Source organism: Yersinia sp. J1 (genome assembly GCF_050586585.1).
Classification (GTDB): domain Bacteria; phylum Pseudomonadota; class Gammaproteobacteria; order Enterobacterales; family Enterobacteriaceae; genus Yersinia; species Yersinia entomophaga.
In genome coordinates, this window is record NZ_JBOBDP010000010.1 from 72,489 (window position 1) to 92,936 (window position 20,448).

Here is a 20,448-nt window from a genome sequence, read left to right on the forward strand (position 1 = left end):
GGTTTACTGTTTTTTATCCCCCGTCCAGACAATAAGGACTTTATCGTCTAAATGCTGACGGCTAAACGCATAATAATCAGCAGTTTGTTGTGACTGTTGTATCCCGGAACCAATCGCGGGATGACGCGCGCGGAACTGGCTGATTTTTTGCCAGTGAGCCAGCAGCGCTCCTTTCGAGCCGTTCAGTTCATTCCAGTTCATATCCGAGCGAGTGCCTTGCAGCGGGTCGGAGCCGGTTGGGCCAAATTCTCGGCCACTTTCATCACCATAGAAGATCTGAATCGCTCCCGGAGCCAGCAGCAGCAAATCTCCGGCGCGCCGCTGTTTTGCTAATGATTGAGCCGCATCATCGCGAAAGAAAAGGCGAGTATCGTGAGAGGAAAGGTAGCTCAGTACGTTAAAATTCTGCAATTTTTCAGCCATTTGGCTATATGTGCTGTCAATGGTTGAGAAACAGTCCAGCGCCTGTTTAGCCTGATCCTGAAAATCAAAATTAATCATGGCATCAAAACCATTCTGATAATAATCGCTTTTCATTACGCCATGCCCCCAAGCCTCGCCGGTCATCCAAAATGGAGCATCATCCAGCGCCCGATCGGGATGAGCAGTTTTCCATTCTGCTAATGCTGACGTAGCCTGTTGTTTGAGCTGCAGCCAAGCCGCTTTTTCTACGTGTTTGGCCGTGTCGACTCGAAATCCATCAATGCCATAATCTCGAACCCATGTGCTTAACCAATGAGTAAGGTAATCCCGAGGCGTAGCTGCGGGAATTTCTCTGGCTGCCGTATCGGATTTATGGCGATAAAACAGCGGCAAACCGCTGGCCTGTGTGGATTCGGTTTTGATGTCCGGGAGGAAAGCCAGTGACATCGTCAGATCGGTAAAACCGGGTGAGTCATAATCGCCGATATCGGTGCGAACCCAGTTTTTACCCCACCAGTTATCCCAACTGGATTTATCACTGAAATTAATAAAATCGTTGAAACTATGCCAATTTTGGCCGCTGCCTGGCTTCCAGTCGGTCCAGTGCTTGCCCAGCGTTTTCTCCGCCTGTTCTGCGGATAAATACAGTGAGCCAAATTGGCCGCTCTGCATATCTGCCAGAGTGGCGTAACCCACATGATTCATCACTACATCAAATATTATGCGGATGCCGCGCTGATGAGCTTGATCCACCAGTTGGCGTAAGTCCTGTTCATCACCCATATTGGCATCGAGCCGGGTCCAATCGAGCGCGTAATAGCCGTGGTAGGCGTAGTGCGGGAAATCTCCCTTGGTGCCGCCGCCAACCCAGCCGTGAATTTGCTCCAGCGGTGAGCTAATCCACAGCGCGTTTACGCCAAGCTGCTGTAAATAATCCAGCTTCTGAGTTAATCCGGCCAAATCGCCGCCGTGGAAAGTGCCGATCTCCTGCATGCCATCGTTTCTGCGGCCATAACTATGGTCATTGGCAGGATTGCCGTTGTTAAAACGATCGGTCAATGCAAAGTAAACCGTGGCGTTTTGCCAGCTAAATGGAGCAGGCCCTTGAGTTTGCGCGAGTTCTAGCAACAACAGGCCGCCGCTTTGCTCTGCCGGTTGCAGCGTGATTTTGCCGTTTGCGACGATAACGGTTTGGCCCGAATAGAAATCACGCAGTTTTTCCCCTTCGGCAAAGGTCTGGCTGACGTCTACGGTTACGGGTTGACCGTTCCAGCGCTGGCAAATATGGGTAACGGCTTGGGATTCATCAACAACGGGCTGTTTTAAGCTCAGCGTCAGCGTTGGCGTACCGCTGCGGGTATCTATACGTGCCTGATACTGACCATCTCGAAATAGTCGCCACATGATTTCAGGCTGATTATCACAAGCCTGTAGAGAAAAGGTTTGATTGAGTTTGACGGTATCAGTTGGCTGCCAGCATTGCTTATCCTGATAAAATTTAAGCGGATATTGGCCTTTAGTTAGCGAGGCCGCGCTGCTGAAAATACCGTTGCTTTGCTCGGAAAATGCAGGGAAGCCCTGCAACGTCCAGGTGGCTAGGGCTGCGGGAGAAAATACTAACAATAAGGGCAGTGTGAGACGTTTCATGACGCGCCTTCCTGATCGTTTGATTTTGTAGGGTTTGAGGCGAGTTAAGTGTGTCAGCCGGTGGAAAAATAGCCTCATCCTCATATTGTTTTTTCAGGGAGGAGAAGGCTGGATGAGGGGGCTTTCTTATCATCAGTCGTCAAAATAACCGACTGACCTATAAGCAATTATAGGCCATTTCGGTTGATTGACGTTATTTGGGTAGCGGCTATCTCTCTTGGCTATTTTTCAATAACCAGTGGGTTAACGCAGTTTTCAGTCACCGTGCCGGTTAACGCGGCGATCAAATTATCTACGGCGCAGGCGGCCATGGCGTAGCGAGTTTCGTGAGTAGCGGAGCCAATATGCGGTAGGGCAACAACGTTATTGAGCTTCAGCAGCGGCGAGTTTTGTGACAGCGGTTCTTGCTCAAAAACGTCCAGCCCTGCGGCGTGAATAGTACCGTTTTGCAGAGCGTCTATCAGTGCTTGTTCATCGACTACCGAACCGCGCCCCGCGTTAATCAGAATGGCGCTTGACTTCATTTTTGCCAATTGTTCCGGCCCAATCATATGGAACGTCTGTTCTGTTAAAGGCAGGGTGATGCACAAGAAATCTGATTCAGCGAGTAAAGTATCCAGATCGCAACGATGGGCGTTAAAGCGTGATTCGGCTTCTGCATGGGACCGACGGCTGGTATAGAGCACAGGCATACTAAAACCGAAATGAGCGCGCTGAGCAACTGCCAGACCAATACGACCCATGCCCAAGATACCTATGGTTTTATGGTGTACATCGACGCCAAACCAGCTGGAATCAATATTATCCTGCCATTCGCCGGCTTTAACCCGTTCAGCAACTTCCACTACCCGTCGAGCGGTAGCCAGAACCAGCGCCATGATGGTATCGGCAACGGTTTCGGTTAGCACGGTTGGAGTGTGCGTCAAGACGATGCCCCGCTGATTGAGTGCCTCGACGTCGAAATTGTCATAGCCAACAGAAATCGTGGAGGCGGCGCGTAGGCGTGGGGCTTTATCGAGAAAATCCGGGTCGATTTTGCCACCAGAACCAATAATGCCTTCGGCGTTTGCCAATGCTGAAAGGAATGGTTGCGAGTTTTCCGATGTCAGGCCGTCAAAGCAGTGTAGGGTAAAATGTTGCTCTAAACGTTGGCGCAGTTCGGCAGGGAGGGGCTTATACAACACGACAGAAGGCTTCATTACACACTCCGGCTAACTAAGAATAAGTAAGTTTCAAGCTCAGCCAGCATAACAGCCATTGCCCCCTAGAGATCAAGGAGTAATGGCTGTCTGGGTATGACCAGCGTCTACGGGCTATGAGTTAGTGCAGTTCGGATGTGGCAAGAGTCGCGGTCGGCTGACGAATGGCCGCACAGCGGATTGCGGTGAAAATCGCCAGTAGCGGCGCGATGGCAAATAGAGCGAATAGCCAATATGCGGTATTGGCTGCACCGGCAACGCCACCGGGATCGTTTAAACCAGAAATATTAGCTACCAAACCTGCCAGCGCGGCGCCCAGAGCGGTAGCAAACATCTGCACCATAGTAATAGAGGCACCGGCTATGTCTTTATCTTCATCCGCTGCGACCTGTAGAATGCGCGTAAGCAAATGCGGCCAGCCAAAGCCGGTGCCAAAACCGACCAACGTCAGAGCGAGAGCGATAGGGGCGAGGGTTAGCCAATCGCCGACAGATCTGTGTGGGAGCAAAATCGCCAGAGCGATCAACCCCAGTAAAACGATAATTGGCCCGCTAATAATTGCCAAGCTTATCCCGTTTTTCTTCCAGCCAGAGCTCAGTACTTCCGCCACTGTCCAGCCTGCGGCCATTGTGGCGGCCAGATAGCCGGAAACCAGCGGCGATTGGCCATGAAGAGTCTGTAAGAAGTAGGGCACAAAAATCTCACTGGTTATGGTAAGCGCCAGTAACGACATAGTGATGTACAAAGCCGCTAACGGCGAACCTAGACGCAGTGCGCCCTGCGGTAATAAACGAATGGTGGAGCTGCGCTCGATGCGGATCATCAATGTGAGTAGCAGGGCAGCGACGGTAATGCCTGCAGCGCTATAGCGCAAATCGGTGGCAATACTGCTGGCGGAAACGGTTAGTACAATAGTCGTCAACAGTATCAGTTGGATTATCGGTAGGGATGAGGACGGTTCGGTACGTTTTGTTCCCGCCGGTAGAATTCTCCAGGTGAATATTGCAAACAGCAGTGTAGCCGGCAGCAATAGCCAAAACGCTAAACGCCAGGCCCCCATTTCCGCAAACACGCCGCCTATTGCCGGGCCAATCAACGTAGCTACGCCCCACATTCCGGAAATTAGCGCCATCGCCCGTGGCCATAGAGATTGCGGGAAGACCAGATTGATCATGGCGTAGGAGAGAGCGAACAGAAAACCGCCGCCAAGTCCTTGAACTGCGCGGCCTACCAGCATCATCGGCATAGTTGGCGCAATAGCGCACAGCAGGCTGCCGAGCATAAAGGCCGAAGCGGCTAAGCTATAGGCCGCGCGTGGGCCATAGCGACTTAACAGGCGAGCGGAGAGCGCCGAGCCAAGAATCGACGTAGTAACAAAGAGCGTGGTATTCCAGGCATAGAGATTAAGCCCGCCAATATCCAGCACCACTGAAGGTAGAATGGTTGTCACGATATAAATATTAATGGCGTGTAACGCGACACCCGCCGACAGCGCAAAGGCAAAAACCGCATTTTCCCCGGAGAATAGATCGCTCCAGCGGCTCGCATCATTCATTAGCACAGTGGTTATCCTAACCAGTACGACTGGTTGTTGAGTAAGATTTGATGATAGACTGAGTTAAACAAGCGTTAACTTGGAATAACTGTGGCCGTGCAGGGTTAATAAGTCAAGTATATGCTTGGTAAATGCCAATGTGTTTTTAATATCGGGAGTAATATGAATACCACCGACCATGGGGTAATAAGCACGCAATCCGTCGCCGAGCGCTTGCTGATGCTGCTGAAAACCCGCGGCCCACTACAGGCAACGGATGCGGGCAAGATCCTTGGAACCACCGGGGAAGCGGCGCGTCAGCAGTTCGTCAAGCTGGCCAAAGAAGGTCTGGTGATTGCGGTCGCACAGGTTAAAGGCGTCGGACGGCCGATTCAACTATGGCAATTAACCGATGCGGGCCACGCGCGATTTCCCGATGCTCACGGCGAATTAACCGTGCAATTACTGCGTATGGTTCGCACTAAGTTAGGTGAAGATGCCCTTAATTTGCTGATTGATACCCGCGAACAGGAAACCCGCGATCAATACTTTCAGGCTATGAAAGGAGCCAGTAATATTGGTGAACGGGTGGAGCGGCTGGTGGCTATTCGTACGCGCGAAGGCTATATGGCCGAATGGGAAATGCAGGAAGATGGCTCTATCTTACTGATTGAAAACCATTGCCCGATTTGCGCCGCTGCGACCAGTTGTCAGGGCTTTTGTCGCGCGGAGTTAGAGGTTTTCCAGCAGGCTTTACAAGTACCGGTTGAGCGTACTGAGCATATTTTATCTGGCTCCCGCCGCTGTGTTTATCGAATTGTGACGAGCCAAAAGTGACGGACTAAAGCTGTGTCGAGCCGCGTATCACCAGTTCGCCAGAAAACATGATATCAGCCGGAGGTTCATCACTCCCCTGCATGCGTTTCACTAATTGTTCGAGTGCGGCGTAACCTATTTGATAAGTAGGCTGCTTAAGTGTGGTAATCCCTACGCCAGCCAGTTCCGCCCAAGGTAACTCATCAAATCCGAGCAGGCCAATATCGATGCCCCACTGAATATTATTGTGGCGTAAGGTGCGTGCCAGTTGCAGCGTTAGGCTGCCGTTGGCCACTAAAATGGCACGGCGTTTATCCCCATGTTTCTGGTTGAACTGGTCGACAATGTTATTGATTCGCTGACTATCTTCCAGCGTGACTTCAGCGTGTTCCGACGCTCGCTCAGGATGCACCGCCATCGCTGCTTTGAACGCCATCAGACGATCTCGGCGGGTATTGACCAGCCCCAAAGGCTCGCTAAGAAATAAAATAGACTGATAGTTTTGCTCGACTAAATGATTGGTAGCCATGATTGCCGCTTCGGCATTATTCAAGCCAATCATGTCGCAGGAGAAACCGGCGATCTTCCTATCGATCAACACCATCGGCAGGCGCGACTGTTGCAGCATCGACAGCGCCTCTTCCCGCATTCCAACGGCATTAACCACAATCCCTTCCACCTGATAACTGCCCAACAGTTGCAGATAATGCTGCTCTTGTTCGACCTGATTGTTGGTATTGCACATCAGCAGGGTAAAGCCATGAGCACGGCAAGCGGCTTCAATACCACGCATAACGTCAATAGAATAAGGGTTGGTGATATCCGCCAAAATCAGGCCGATCAATCGGGTTCGCCCCCTTTTCAGGCTGCGGGCAACCTGACTAGGTCGATAATTTAGTTTGGCGATAGCTTCTTCAATACGCAGTTTTAATCGATCGGACAGCAGGTTATGTTCGCCATTCAAATAGCGAGAGACGCTAGTCTTGCCAGTTTTAGCACTCTTAGCGACATCATTGATGGTTGCTCGCCCAGATGGGCGCGGTCCTTTCGTACTGCTCACGGTTTAGTCCTGGAAGGGTAACTGGCGGCAGATTATCACAAATACCCGTCATCTTTCACGCCGTGGCGGTGTTGGCTTCCCTCACTCGCCCGAGTCACTTGGTGGACTAAGCTCTTGGCGACTCTTTCGGTTGCCGCCTTGCCACAAAGTGAAATCCATAGGGTAGTGATATAGATTATCTTTGCGCGGTGGCGGTGTTTATTGGGGATGTTCTGGGGCGAGAAAGATTTGGGGGTGAAGGGGGGACGGCCAGAAAGTGATGAGCCGTCACCCTTTTTGTCATTTACAGCGGGCTAAGTGTGATCTCGACTCGACGGTTTTGTGCTTTACCCGCCGCAGTGCTATTGGTTGCCACTGGGTTATCCGGGCCTGCGCCAATGGTACGAATACGGTTAGCCGCTACGCCCTGAGTGATCAATGCGCTGCCTACGCTGTCGGCACGTTGCTGGGACAACTTCATATTGTGAGCGCGAGCGCCGGTACTATCGGTATAACCGATAACATTGACCGCCGTTTTTTCGTACTCCTTCAATACCATAGCCACGCCAGTCAGGGTATTGGCACCTGCTGGTTTCAAATTACTGCTATCAGTGTCGAAGGTAACGTTATTTGGCATATTCAGTACGATATTGTCACCCTGACGAGTGACACTTACGCCGGTTCCACGCATTTTGTCACGCAGTTTGGCTTCCTGAACATCCATGTAGTAACCGGCACCACCACCCAGTGCTGCGCCTGCCGCTGCGCCAATCAGTGCGCCTTTGCCGCGATCTTTTTTGGAGGAAGATAAAACCCCCACGCCAGCGCCCACTAAGGCTCCGATACCGGCACCGTAGCCAGACTTTCCAGCTTGAGATTCGCCGGTATAAGGGTTAGTGGTACAGGCCGAAAGAGTCAAAGTTGCGCAGAGTGCAGCAACAATGGCAAGTGTGCGTTTTTGCATGTGATGTCCTTAAATGTGTTTATCAACGTGGATTTCGTAAAGAAATTATCCACCGTCGCTAAAACCTGAAGCAAGCTCCCGCTAAGGGTTCGGAAGCTGAAAATGATGGGCATCGTTATCCGGTAAAACGTCGCAGAATACTATTGAGAAAACTCTGATAGTGCCGCGCAATGTGGTTTTTTGGCCGGTTTATCGTCAAAGAGCGCACGAAAAGTCTGTTGATCAAATATTGAAATGGTTGTCCGCCCAGAATAAGAAATTATCAGGGCGGAGAGCCGGTGGCTAAAGATCGCTATTAGGTGTTGGCGTGATGCTATGGGGTTTGTCAGGGATAAAACTGAAGCCAAGGCGCTTTTTCACAATAGCGGAAGGCGTTGAAATGACATGTGAACTAAGCGTTTGAACGCCATCGGCAATCAGTTGCTGAATGAGTTGATGCAGAGCAGCCGTGCCAGCGCGGCGAACGGTACCTTCATTATTGGGGGTTAAAACGTAGGCCGGGTGAGTCAACGTAGCAATAATATTCGCTTGTATGATGCTTGCGTCTTCATCGGGATCAGAAAAACGAGATACCGCGCTCACATTAATAATTTGGTTATTAAATCGGACTACTGCAATCAGGTTATTTTCGTCAAAGTACCGCAAGGTACTGCGCAGCAGAGTGCTGGTGGACTGCCCGGCGAAGCGTGCCGTATCTATTTGCGTGGGGAAATTCCCGTATTTATTGCAATACACTCTTTTTTCGATATAAGCATTTCGCCATAGCTGGATTGTTTCCATCAATTCATATCGTTGTTGGCGAGTCTCAGCAAAAGTACCTCGGATTATTTCGATATCAAAACCTTGCGCTGGCTCTACCCATAATCCATTTTGTAAAATCAGCGGTTGCGTATGTTGAGGAATATAGGCGGAGAGAGTTAACTGATAAGTACCGAGCGGCAATTCCTGAGCCGCTAATGGCGAATCTATATCGCAATCGGAACAACTACAGCTGCTATGACTTGAACTTGAATCGCTACAGGAAGGAGTACAGGGGCCGGAGGAAGGTTGAGTCATCACATAGTTGGCATAATTCTGTACCGCATGAGTAAATGCCCCGCTAACTTGCTCAATAACTTCGGCTCGGCCTTCTCTATCAGCAATATCTGCAATGGTTTGGATGAGTCGCACGCCAGCGGCAGGTTGGCGAATAAAAGCATCTTGGGCGTCGTTATCATTATCAATTGCCTGGCGATCCAAAATACCATTTAGCGTTTGGGTGAGATACTCTGCGGACCAGGTACGCAGGCTATTGCCGAATAGCAGGGTGAAATCCTGTAACACGACGGATAGCCAGTTGGCGCAAGTGTGTCTGATTTGTCGCGGATAGCGAGCACCTTTGATTTCATCTATCGATGTATGGCAGAAATCGGCTGCGGCAGGCAACGTTAGCGCTTGGTGATGCAGGTGGGTATTCAAAACGCTGAGTTCGAATGCATTCAGGTTATCAGTCTGCTCAGAGGGTGGGGTAACCGTCGGTTTTAGCGGAATGGGATTCCCTGCAATCACTATCATTTTGGTGCTGTCCTTTCCGGCAAAGAAGGACTTTATGCTCGACCATGCAGATTCAACCTGAGTGCAATGCCCTTGCACCACCAGATTGTAGAGTGCCAGCGGGCCAGACAGATAACAGCCTATTTTCCCGGCGATGCCGCGTTTAAAGCGGCTATGAGTGCTCTGGCTAGTTAATAGTATTTTCTTTACTAGTATAGGGTTGCCAGGATTGGGGTTGAATATCTCGATATCCGGCCAATAATTTATTTCTTTTGATTTTTTTATTTCCAGATTTATTGTTGGTGAAAGGTAGCGCTGTTGCGTGCTGTCGCTCTCCATATAACTCATAGAGAGTTGCTGGTCTTGAACGTGGAAAAGAAAAGTGAGCTGATTGGAGTGATGATTAAGAGGGGTTTCAATGCCTTTTGGCACAGCTCCGCCAAGCAGACGGACACTATTTTTATCAACGATGATATCCAGATATTGTCCAATGCTAAAATTGAACTCATTGGTTTCGGTTAGGGCAAAACTTAATAAAACTTGCTGGCTGGAATGGTTCGGATCAATAGCGGCTTGAGTAAAAATTTCGTTTAGTGGGATAATTTTTTTCTGTAATATTGTGCAGTCTGTATCGCAATCCAGATAGGGATTACTGACGGAGGTTTCTTTTCTTGATTGCCAGTGTTGTGAAAAAATATCATTGATGTCCAGATAAATTATCTCTTCCGGTTGAATTAACGTATAGCCACTTTCAATTCCTGGTTCATCATAATCATAAATTGGCCCAATATCATTTATCCTATTTGTGTACGGTAAGTCCTGAGATAAAACTATGCTTGGCGCTCCTGTTAATAAAAATGAAGACAGGATGATAATCAGTATATTCTTATACATATTAATCCCTTTTAATTGTTTTGTTATTTATGGTGTGGAAAATGGCTTTATTATTACTAGGTAAACAATTTAACTTGTCATCTTGATAGGGTGATAAGTTAAATATGATTTTAAATACATGATGAGTAGTTATTAACAGGGAATCACTAAAGGTGTCTTTATCAAAAAATAAAGATGCAGGTGATAGAGATATTAGGCTGGTAGAGTTGCTTTATTAATATTGTCGTTCATCACATTTGAATCCAATTTTCACTTTTTCTGATGGCTTGAAACTACCAGAGAAAATATTTTTTCCTTTCCTTTCCTTTCCTTTCCTTTCCTTTCCATCTCTTTGTTTTATATTTCATGTGGTTAGAGAATGAACTTGCGCCGTTCGTTTCACTTCTTCTTATAGTACCTTCGCGGGTAGATCCAATAAAAAAGTGGGTTCGTTAATGATAGGGCGAGTTCAATGCTGTTTCTATCTGCAATTTCGTTATTATCACAGTTATAGTCAGTCATACTCAGGCTAACAATTTCCCCGTTTATTGAGCAAAGTATATCTTTACCGGGAAAAATTTTTTATACCGCGCCAGGCGGTTCGACCTGATTATAACGCCCATGAATGACAACGTTGTAAAGCGTAACCTGGTCCCAGTATAGACTTTATGCCCAGATCAGCGGCGGGAGATTTCTGATCCAGTTTGCTATTAGGGAGTAGACATCATGGTTTCCAACTGAAGTAATCGTTTGAATAAAAGCATGTTTTATTCATTTTGCCTATTTGGGGTTTCATACACGCATCCATTTTGATATATACTATTCGAAATAGAACCCGTCTTCGGCTAAGGATGGAGTGGATGAAAGCAAGAAAAAAAATAACGGGGGCTTAGTTTTATCGACCATAGTCATAGCACCATTAAGTTGCTGTTCTGAATGAAATATGAATGTTTATATAAATAATATTCCATTATCATCTTGGGTTTTTCATCGACGCGGAAAGTGTAGGCCTATATAAAAATGATTTATTATATTGTGCCTTTTTATAAGGTGGAGGTTTGAATATTAACCTATCAAATAACATTTATTTTTTTATTTGCGGCGAGGCCAATTGTAGTCAGTAATTAAAATTTAATAGTCTTAGTAGGAAAATAGCCAATAATATTTATTTTTATCTTTGATGATTTACCCAATGCATGGTTAAAACATAATTTCCCGTTTCTTCATTATAAGATCGCTCTGAAACGTTAAACCCATGCTTACGGTAAAAGCGGTAGGCTCGCTGATTTTTTTGGTAAACCTCAAGGATTAACGCAGGATAACGAGTTTGCACATGTTGCATAAGAGCATGGCCAACGCCTTGACCGACGTAGTTTTGCTCAACAAACAGCGCCCCGATCAATTGTTCGTTCAGTACACTGATAAATCCAACGGTGCCATTCGGTGTTTCATATAGCCAATTGCTAGCCTGAGGAATATAGGTATTGCTTACCAAATCAAGGCTTTCGCGCCAGTAGCTCTCTGGCACGAAAGGGTGAGCAGCGATGGTGCTTGGTAACCATAACTCGATCAACGCATTATGATCTTCAGCATTCGCCTTACGGATCATTTATTGGCGTTATCCGGATGACAGAAACAGTTGCACATATGATCGTTCACCAAGCCTGTGGCTTGCATAAAGGCATAACAGATAGTTGAGCCAATAAATTTAAAGCCTTTCTTTTTCAGCGCCTTGGACATTGCATCTGAAACGGGTGTGGTTGCAGGGGCTTCTGCCAGGCTCCACCAGTGATTAACTTTCGGCGTATTATCGACAAAACTCCAAATAAATTCGGAGAAATCTTCGCCGTTAGCCTCCATAGCCAGATATGCCTGAGCATTGGTAATAATGGCCTGAATCTTTCCGCGATGGCGAATAATGCCACTGTCTTGCACTAATGCTTCCACCTGATTCGGCCCCATTTTGGCTACCAAATGAGGATCGAAATTATGGAAAGCTTTTCGGTAATTTTCACGCTTTTTTAAGACGGTAATCCAAGATAAGCCGGCTTGTTGTCCTTCCAGACAGATCATCTCAAACAGCGCCTGACTGTTTCGCTGAGGAATTCCCCATTCCTTGTCGTGATAGGCAAGATATAACGGATCGGCAGTGACCCAACCACAGCGTTCTAAAGCCATCTTACTGTTTCCTCTATGAGATGCTCGGCAGGAGGATAATCGCCGTTCGGTGCCTGATAAGCAACCTACTCATTTTATATTTGGGCAGAAACTTGACGCAGATAACCATTGGTTAATAATTGATCAATTGCAGCATTAAACACCATTATTGTTGCAATGTGTAATTATATAGGAGTGTATATTATGTCATCTAAGCGAAATATTCTAAGGATGTCGTCAGTGTGTACCTTTGGGCTGGGGTTGCTCCTCGGTTGCTCTCATACTCTTGCCGCTTATCCCTTAGGCGGAGGGGCATTTTCATGTGATACCTACCCATCTCTGTGCGATGACCAAAAATCAGATCATTGTTTTATCGAGTATGGCTCTAGGGAACCGATCCCTGCTGCTCCGATAGGGCGCCGCCGTGACCAGAATACCGATTCAGTCGCGTGGTCACCGTTGGCATGGCACTGCTGGATTGGTTATTAAAATAAGGGGCTGGCGGTGAAAGAGCTTGTCGTGATTAACAGTTTCAGACCGTATCTTACCGGTACTTCTTGTCGCTCGGTTTATATCAGTGGATACGGTTCTGACCGTGCTATTTCCGCAGGCGAGTCATAGATTGATTCCATTAGTTCATCGGAATTCTATTATTTTACCTAAGGTTCTCGCCGGTTATTTCCGCTTTACTACGTTATTTCACGTCCTTTAACTGGATATTTAATCAACAAACCCCCTCTGATTTACACATCTCGCCGGATTCTGGCTGTATATCTTACGGTCAGCGGGTATACTGATTCATTCCATTTTATCCACTTGTATCGCGTGCGAATCCAACATGCAAAAGTTTGATACCAAGACCTTTCAGGGCCTGATCCTGACGTTACAGGAATATTGGGCGCGCCAAGGCTGCACCATTGTTCAACCATTGGACATGGAAGTCGGCGCGGGTACCTCCCACCCAATGACCTGCCTGCGGGCGCTTGGCCCAGAGCCAATCGCTGCTGCTTATGTACAGCCTTCCCGCCGTCCGACCGATGGTCGCTACGGTGAGAACCCTAACCGCCTGCAACATTATTACCAGTTCCAGGTGATCATTAAGCCTTCACCAGACAACATTCAGGAACTGTATTTGGGTTCTTTGAAAGAGTTGGGTCTGGATCCGACCATTCACGATATTCGCTTCGTCGAAGATAACTGGGAAAACCCAACGCTGGGTGCCTGGGGGCTGGGCTGGGAAGTGTGGCTGAATGGTATGGAAGTCACCCAGTTTACCTACTTCCAGCAAGTGGGCGGGCTGGAGTGCAAGCCAGTTACGGGTGAAATCACTTACGGTCTGGAACGTCTGGCGATGTATATCCAGGGCGTGGACAGCGTATACGATCTGGTCTGGTGCGATGGCCCATTGGGTAAAACCACCTACGGCGATATTTATCATCAGAATGAAGTTGAGCAATCAACCTATAACTTCGAATACGCCGATGTGGATTTCTTGTTCTCCTGCTTCGAGCAGTATGAGAAAGAAGCCCAGTCATTGCTGGCGCTGGAAAATCCGCTGCCGTTGCCGGCCTACGAGCGCATTTTGAAAGCAGGCCACACTTTTAACCTGCTGGACGCACGTAAAGCGATCTCCGTGACCGAGCGTCAACGCTATATTCTGCGCATCCGTACGCTGACCAAAGCTGTCGCCGAGGCGTACTACGCTTCCCGCGAAGCCCTTGGCTTCCCTATGTGCAAAAAGAATCAGAACTAAGAGGCTGTCATGACTCAACAGACTTTCCTGGTGGAAATCGGCACGGAAGAATTGCCGCCGAAGGCTCTTCGTTCCCTGGCGGAATCTTTTGCTGCCAACCTGACCGCCGAGCTGGATAACGCCAATTTATCTCACGGTGACGTCAGCTGGTTTGCCGCTCCTCGCCGTTTAGCGGTTAAAGTAGCCAATCTGAGCGCGGCTCAGGCCGATCGTGAAGTTGAAAAACGTGGCCCTGCCATTTCTCAGGCGTTCGATGCCGAAGGCAAGCCAACCAAGGCTGCCGAAGGTTGGGCGCGCGGTTGCGGTATTACCGTGGATCAGGCCGAGCGTCTGGCTACGGATAAAGGTGAATGGCTGCTGTATCGTGCCCACGTTAAAGGCCAGTCGGCGCAGCTGTTACTGGCCGGTATGGTCAATACCGCGCTGAGCAAACTGCCGATTCCTAAATTGATGCGCTGGGGTGATAAAGAAACCCAATTCGTTCGTCCCGTGCATACCGTGACGCTGTTGCTGGGGAATGAGCTGATTGCTGGCACCGTGTTAGGCATTGATTCTGATCGCGTGATTCGCGGCCACCGCTTTATGGGTGAAGCCGAATTCACCATCGATAATGCCGATCAGTATCCGCAGATCCTGCTGGAACGCGGCAAAGTTATCGCTGACTATGAATTGCGTAAATCCATTATCAAACGTGATGCCGAGCTGGCTGCGCAGAAGATTGGCGGCGTTGCCGATCTGAGTGAAAGCCTGCTGGAAGAAGTGGCTTCGCTGGTTGAATGGCCGGTAGTGCTGACGGCGAAGTTTGAAGAGAAATTCCTCGCTGTTCCTGCGGAAGCGCTGGTTTACACCATGAAAGGGGATCAGAAATATTTCCCGGTGTATGACGCCGCGGGCAAATTGCTGCCTAACTTCATCTTCGTTGCCAATATCGAATCTAAAGATCCGCAGCAAATCATTTCCGGTAATGAGAAGGTGGTTCGCCCGCGTTTGGCTGACGCCGAATTCTTCTTCAAGACTGACCGTAAACAGCGTCTGGAAGATAATCTGCCGCGTCTGGAAACCGTGCTGTTCCAACAGCAGTTGGGGACGCTGCGTGATAAAACCGACCGTATTCAGGCTCTGGCCGGTTGGGTAGCAGAACAAATTGGTGCGGATGTTAACCATGCTACGCGCGCTGGCTTGCTTTCCAAGTGTGATTTGATGACCAACATGGTATTCGAATTCACTGATACCCAAGGCGTGATGGGAATGCACTATGCCCGCCACGATGGCGAAGCTGAAGACGTTGCCGTTGCGTTAAACGAACAGTATCAACCGCGCTTTGCCGGTGACGATCTGCCGTCTAACCCGGTCGCTTGTGCACTGGCGATAGCCGACAAGATGGACACGCTGGCAGGTATCTTTGGTATTGGTCAGCATCCAAAAGGCGATAAAGATCCGTTTGCGCTGCGTCGTGCTTCACTGGGCGTACTGCGTATTATCGTTGAGAAGAACTTGCCGTTGGATCTGCAAACCCTGACCGAAGAAGCGGTGCGCCTGTATGGCAGCAAGCTGACTAACGGCAAGGTTGTGGATGAAGTGGTTGAATTCATGCTGGGTCGTTTCCGCGCCTGGTATCAGGAAGAAGGCCACAGCGTTGATACCATTCAGGCGGTGTTGGCTCGTCGTCCGACCAAACCGGCAGATTTTGATGCGCGTGTGAAAGCGGTTAGCCATTTCCGTACTCTGGAAGCGGCAGCGGCGCTGGCTGCGGCCAATAAACGCGTATCGAATATTCTGGCGAAATCTAGCGATACGCTGAACGATCGCGTGAACGCTGCGGTACTGAAAGAAACCGCAGAGTTGCAGCTGGCAACGCATCTGGTGGTGCTGCGCGATCAGCTGGAGCCGCTGTTTGCCGAAGGGCGTTATCAGGAAGCATTGGTTGAACTGGCTGCGTTACGTGAAAACGTCGATGCCTTCTTCGATAACGTGATGGTCATGGCCGAAGACGATGCCGTACGTATCAACCGTCTGACATTGTTAAGTAAATTGCGTGAGCTGTTCTTGCAGGTAGCGGATATCTCGCTGCTACAGTAACGGTCCTGCGGTCAAAGCAAAGGGGGAGAAAACCTCTCCCTTTGCGCTATTCTTATTGATTCAGGGATGGGTAATAAGAACGGACACTAGTGAAAATAAACGCTTATTACAGGAGTAATTCCACATGGCTTTTGCACTGAATACGACAAGGTATTCTCGTTGGTTAACGTCAATTTTGGCGCTGTTTATGGTGTTCCAGCTCACTGCATGTGGCGATAAAGAGCCTGAGCAACGCAAGGCTTTCATCGACTATCTGCAAAATACCGTCATGCGCAGCGGGATGAAACTGCCAACGCTGAGCGAAGATCAAAAGCAGAAATTCGGTAACTATGCTGGTGATTACGCGATTTTAGTGACCTTTACGCAGCAGTTAAATAAATCAATCGAAGCGGGCTTTACTCCAGCCGTCACTCAGATTGATGAAATTCGCGTGGCGCAGGATTACGTGAATAAACGTGCGGCGCTACAGCAAGCGGCAGGCACGCTCAATTTATTGACTCAACAAATTCAAACTGCCAAGCATCAGGCCGATAGCGCCCATGCGGCGTTGAAACAGCCGGATGATCTGAAGGCGGTTTACAATCAGGTTTACGACAAGTTGGTGACTCAGCCATCTGCCACACTGATTCCCGCTATTCCGACCGTTGCTGCCTTCGTGCAGGATTTGGTGCAAGTGGGTGATTTCCTGCAACAGCAGGGCGCACAGGTGACCTTTAATAACGGTGGCGTGCAGTTCCCGACTCAGGCTCAGGCCGTGCAGTACAACACCATGATGACCAATCTGGTGGCTAAGTATCCGGCGATGGCTGCCGCGAAGAAAAGCGTTCAGGCTGCTCTAGAATAATCAGTTTAGTGAATGTCAGGCCATAATGATGGTGGCCTGACAGAATTTACTCCGTTTGGTATAACGCCTTTCCCTTTGTTCTTTTTCGCTTTCCCTTCTTCTCGTTCCTCGACTCTTTGCACCAGTTCTCGACTTCCCTTATATGCAGCTAAAAAGACAATGAAACCATAATGGTATCGGTATACGTACCGGCTGGCGGTGTGGTTTGGCCTGGTAAGATCGTTGCCGTATAGGCAAAAGTGCGCGTCAGTAAATCGGTGCTAATACTGGTGGAGGTGCTGCTGGACCAACTTTGACCAGCCGCCAGACTGCCCCAACGGTTGCTGGTTGCACCCTGATAAATGTCGTAAGCGATAGAAGAGGTTCCGTTCGACATATAGCGCACATTGCTCACCGCGTGCTGCCCATTATCCAGACTGACAGTATAAATGCTGCCCTTGGTACAGATTACGTTGATAGCCTGGTTACTGACGGAGGCAAAGCTGCTGAGCAAGGGTTGAGTGCCAAAACTGACGGGCGGCGCGGTGATCGTCGTGCAGTCGTTAGTGACGATGATGGTCACAGTGACCGGTACTATTGGTTGCCCGTTGGTATTTCCTGCGGTACCCAGACAGACTAGTGCGGTGCAGATTGAGTAGCTGGTTTTGATTCCCAACGTGGTTGTATAAGTTCCCGCCGCTACGTTTGAGCCGATCACCGTTTGTATATAAATTGGTAGAGTGAATTGTTTTTGAGTCAAAGAGAGATTGATCAGGCTGGCACCGGCAAAAGTGACGCTAGCGCCATTTAACGGCAGCGGAGAAGCGCAGGTTGTCGCTGTAGGAACGGCCGCGCAGACCGTTACCGGGATCGTATCGGTTCCACCGGCGGTCATGGCAGCATAGGTGCCGTTGACGGCGGTGGAGCTAACCAGCGATAAGGTGATGGAGTCTTGAGTGAGCAAGCCTATGCTCAGAGCCGCGCAGGTTACTGTAACGGAACCCGAGGTATTGCTAGCCGTGGTATTGACGGCAAAAGAGGTGGCGCTACCGAAGGAACCGTTGGTTGACGCAGTGCTACAGGCCGCCTGAGCGCTTTGGATTCCGCCCACCAGTGAGCCGATAGTAAGAACCGCGAGACCAATGATTTTTTTCATTTAATTCACCTGAGCCGGATTAAGTGTACAGACTATCGGGCTTTTGAGTATGACCGGCTGAGGCGCCGAAGCGTCAAAAGGCACAGTGATTTGGCACTGACGACCGTCTGGGGTGATGATTTTCAAACTATTGCTAGCTTCGAGATCTTCCAGATACACAATGCCATCCCAGCCGACATAAGTGCGCGTTTGATTATTTTTCAACACGCGACTGGAAACGGGCAGATTTTTCCCCTGTTGGTCAATGGCGACGAAACTGAGCGAGTTTGACTTTTTAATGTCGAAATTAATCATATAGCCGCTGTTTCGCTGCACCGAAAACCGTTTTTCTGTATTGGAAATTTGGATACCCGCCGGGAGGTCGGTGGTATCAATCTCGTATTTAGCCGGATAATAAGACGTGACTCTGGGTACCAAAAGATGGCCGCCGCTATCGGTCACGCCAATCAGTTGGTTTTCATATCGCACTCTCACATTGGGATAATTGTTGGTGTTGACCAATACAAAAGCGTCGCTGATACGGTTGGTCGCAAACAGCGATTTATCCATTAATACTAACGAGCCGCTCAAATCTGCCCATTGAGTGTAGTCTCCGGTATTTCCATAGGCGCCGATGCTGGATTCAAAGCTGGCGTTGCGCCAGTTCAAGCTGGCCTGCTGATAATTTTTCTGATCGGATTGATGAGCGTAGGCCAGATCCCAGCTCAGGCCGCCATCGCTAGGCATTCCGCGGCTGTAGCTCACCTGCTGACGAGCCTGTCCGTCAATACTACGTTGGCTGGAAATACTGGTATTGGATAATGCGCCAAATGGAATGACCAACGAAACTGCGCCGGACCAACCGTTAGCACCAATATCTCGCGTGGCTGAAATATATAGATTGCTACCGGAGAAAAGCGTGCGGCTCCATGAGAGATTCAACAATCGCGTCCGCTCGTCATTTCTTCCGCTGACGTCAATGTAGGCGGCACCCAGATTGCCGAATTCATTCAGCATAATACTGGCGGAGTATTGTGCGCTGCGGCGGCTAAGGGAATAAATCGCACCGTTATTATTGCTGCCGCTGTTGGTACTGTTGGCGTCCTGATTATCGTAAATTGCCAAATTACCGAAAGTATCGCTGCGGTATGTCTGCTGAGTTCCTAAATTGAAAAGGCCGGTATTATATTGATAGCCCCAACTTATCTGATCGCCATTCTGGCCACGCATTTGGCTCTGGCTGTAAGACGCGTTAACTACGCCGAGATTCCCAAGTTTAAACACGCTGCCTACGCCACCCAAAGCGAGTGATTCCGCACCTTCGGCGTGGCTCTCCAGAGTAAGATAATTGGTTACGCCATAGCGATAAGAGCCACTCACGGCGGCAGAGCCATAATTAAAACTATCCACTCCATAACCACGACGTATGGCTCCGATAGAAAATGCGTAATCGGACAAACCCGGTTTGAGCAAGGTACTGGCGACATAAAATGGCAAAGAGACCGAAATCTGCCGCCCCAACGCGTCATTGGTGATGACCGTCGCTTCTCCCGCACCGTTGATAAAAGGCACGTTGGTCAGAGTAAAAGGGCCGGGGCGAACGTTATTGCTGCTGGTCATATTGCCGTTGATAAATAAATCAACGGATGTGGGGACGACCGCCTGACCGGAAAACTGCGGCAATGGGAAGGTAATGATATCGGGACGAATAGAAAAATCGCGGGAAACGCTGAGCCCACCTACGCGGATGCTGTTGCTCCAGGCCAGTGAATCTGTGATCAAATCCCCTGCCTGCCAGCGAACGGCATTGGTTTCGTCGAAGTGGGAAAACCGGGTGTCATAGCGGAGGTAGCCGCCGTTATTATCGATAGATTCACCGGCCAGCGTCTGCTTTATCACCCCAGAATTAGACAGGTAGCCTTGAGTACCGAACAGGCGTTGTTCACTCCATGCCGCCAACTGGCTATTACCTTGGTAGCGGGAGGCATAAATATCGTAATTGAATAACGCTCCGGTGCTGCTAACAGCCTGATATTTTGGGTTTCCCATGTTATTCGATAGCGCCTGATTAGGCAGCCAATGGGTAGGGACATCGAGCAGCAGGCGTTGGTTTTCGCTGTCATATTTTAGTTTAATATTCGGATTGGTACTGATATCAGTCGTTGGGAACGTCAGGTGCTCGGCGATAATGCCTGCCTGTTCTAGATCTTTTCCCTGTACCAAATAATGCCCACGCTGAAACTCAACCGGTACGACCTGCCCCGTTGCATATTGATTAATAACAAGTTCCAGCTGGTACTGAATCGCCCCATCGGCCGATAGCGCGCTCGGCGGTGGAGGCAGCTCGGACATCACCTCATCTGCCCGCGCTTCAGTATAAAAACCAGAAAAACCTGTCGTAATGATAACCAGCCCCCAAAAAGGAGAATTACGGTAGTTTTTCATCAGTATGCGGTCTGATCGTCCCTATTAA

14 protein-coding genes are annotated in these 20,448 nt (G+C 49.1%); 4 read left to right on the forward strand and 10 right to left on the reverse strand.

Going from position 1 to position 20,448, the window contains the following annotated elements; genetic code table 11:
* Positions 1 to 3: 3 nt before the first annotated feature.
* From ACQ4OC_RS14160 to ACQ4OC_RS14170, 3 genes are all read right to left on the reverse strand, one after another.
* Positions 4 to 2,070, reverse strand: a complete 2,067-nt coding sequence (locus ACQ4OC_RS14160; protein ID WP_064515923.1) for an alpha-amylase — start codon at positions 2,068 to 2,070, stop codon at positions 4 to 6.
* Between the two features lie 221 nt (positions 2,071 to 2,291).
* Positions 2,292 to 3,269: a glyoxylate/hydroxypyruvate reductase GhrB gene (ghrB, locus tag ACQ4OC_RS14165; RefSeq protein ID WP_064515921.1), complete on the reverse strand. Its 978-nt coding sequence runs from the start codon at positions 3,267 to 3,269 to the stop codon at positions 2,292 to 2,294.
* Positions 3,270 to 3,390: 121 nt separating this feature from the next.
* Entirely contained in the window at positions 3,391 to 4,824 is a 1,434-nt protein-coding gene (locus ACQ4OC_RS14170; protein WP_430971287.1) for an MFS transporter, read from the reverse strand.
* Between the two features lie 162 nt (positions 4,825 to 4,986).
* Here ACQ4OC_RS14170 and ACQ4OC_RS14175 point away from each other — a divergent pair, with 162 nt between their 5' ends.
* Positions 4,987 to 5,640, forward strand: coding sequence for a helix-turn-helix transcriptional regulator (locus tag ACQ4OC_RS14175; protein WP_430971282.1), 654 nt, complete (start codon positions 4,987 to 4,989; stop codon positions 5,638 to 5,640).
* A 4-nt stretch (positions 5,641 to 5,644) separates the two neighbouring features.
* Here the strand turns inward: ACQ4OC_RS14175 and ACQ4OC_RS14180 are convergent, their stop codons facing one another.
* From ACQ4OC_RS14180 to ACQ4OC_RS14200, 5 genes are all read right to left on the reverse strand, one after another.
* Entirely contained in the window at positions 5,645 to 6,679 is a 1,035-nt protein-coding gene (locus ACQ4OC_RS14180) for a LacI family DNA-binding transcriptional regulator (protein ID WP_064515915.1), read from the reverse strand.
* Positions 6,680 to 6,962: 283 nt separating this feature from the next.
* Positions 6,963 to 7,622, reverse strand: a complete 660-nt coding sequence (locus tag ACQ4OC_RS14185) for an OmpA family lipoprotein (RefSeq protein ID WP_064515912.1) — start codon at positions 7,620 to 7,622, stop codon at positions 6,963 to 6,965.
* Positions 7,623 to 7,904: 282 nt separating this feature from the next.
* Entirely contained in the window at positions 7,905 to 10,049 is a 2,145-nt protein-coding gene (locus tag ACQ4OC_RS14190; RefSeq protein ID WP_064515910.1) for a hypothetical protein, read from the reverse strand.
* A 1,150-nt stretch (positions 10,050 to 11,199) separates the two neighbouring features.
* Positions 11,200 to 11,637 (reverse strand): N-acetyltransferase, encoded by a 438-nt coding sequence (locus ACQ4OC_RS14195; RefSeq protein ID WP_064515909.1) that lies wholly within the window; start codon positions 11,635 to 11,637, stop codon positions 11,200 to 11,202.
* The gene (locus tag ACQ4OC_RS14200; RefSeq protein WP_064515907.1) at positions 11,634 to 12,206 is read right to left on the reverse strand and encodes a DNA-3-methyladenine glycosylase I; all 573 of its coding nucleotides are present in this window, start codon (positions 12,204 to 12,206) and stop codon (positions 11,634 to 11,636) included. Before ACQ4OC_RS14200 ends, ACQ4OC_RS14195 begins: the two co-directional genes overlap by 4 nt.
* An 817-nt stretch (positions 12,207 to 13,023) precedes the next feature.
* Between ACQ4OC_RS14200 and glyQ the strand changes: the two genes are divergently transcribed.
* The 3 genes from glyQ (at position 13,024) to ACQ4OC_RS14215 (ending at position 16,861) form a co-directional block, all read left to right on the forward strand.
* The gene (gene glyQ, locus ACQ4OC_RS14205; protein ID WP_049597387.1) at positions 13,024 to 13,938 is read left to right on the forward strand and encodes a glycine--tRNA ligase subunit alpha; all 915 of its coding nucleotides are present in this window, start codon (positions 13,024 to 13,026) and stop codon (positions 13,936 to 13,938) included.
* Positions 13,939 to 13,947: 9 nt separating this feature from the next.
* Entirely contained in the window at positions 13,948 to 16,017 is a 2,070-nt protein-coding gene (gene glyS, locus ACQ4OC_RS14210) for a glycine--tRNA ligase subunit beta (protein ID WP_430971284.1), read from the forward strand.
* 124 nt (positions 16,018 to 16,141) lie between these two features.
* Positions 16,142 to 16,861 carry a DUF3053 domain-containing protein gene (locus ACQ4OC_RS14215; protein WP_064515902.1) on the forward strand — a complete coding sequence of 240 codons (720 nt, stop codon included), beginning with the start codon at positions 16,142 to 16,144 and terminating at the stop codon, positions 16,859 to 16,861.
* 148 nt (positions 16,862 to 17,009) lie between these two features.
* On the opposite strand, the gene ACQ4OC_RS14220 is transcribed toward ACQ4OC_RS14215, so the two are convergent.
* A complete protein-coding gene (locus tag ACQ4OC_RS14220; protein ID WP_064515901.1) occupies positions 17,010 to 17,996 on the reverse strand; it encodes a Csu type fimbrial protein in 987 nt (328 codons plus the stop codon).
* The gene (locus ACQ4OC_RS14225; RefSeq protein WP_064515898.1) at positions 17,997 to 20,420 is read right to left on the reverse strand and encodes a fimbria/pilus outer membrane usher protein; all 2,424 of its coding nucleotides are present in this window, start codon (positions 20,418 to 20,420) and stop codon (positions 17,997 to 17,999) included.
* Positions 20,421 to 20,448 lie beyond the last annotated feature (28 nt).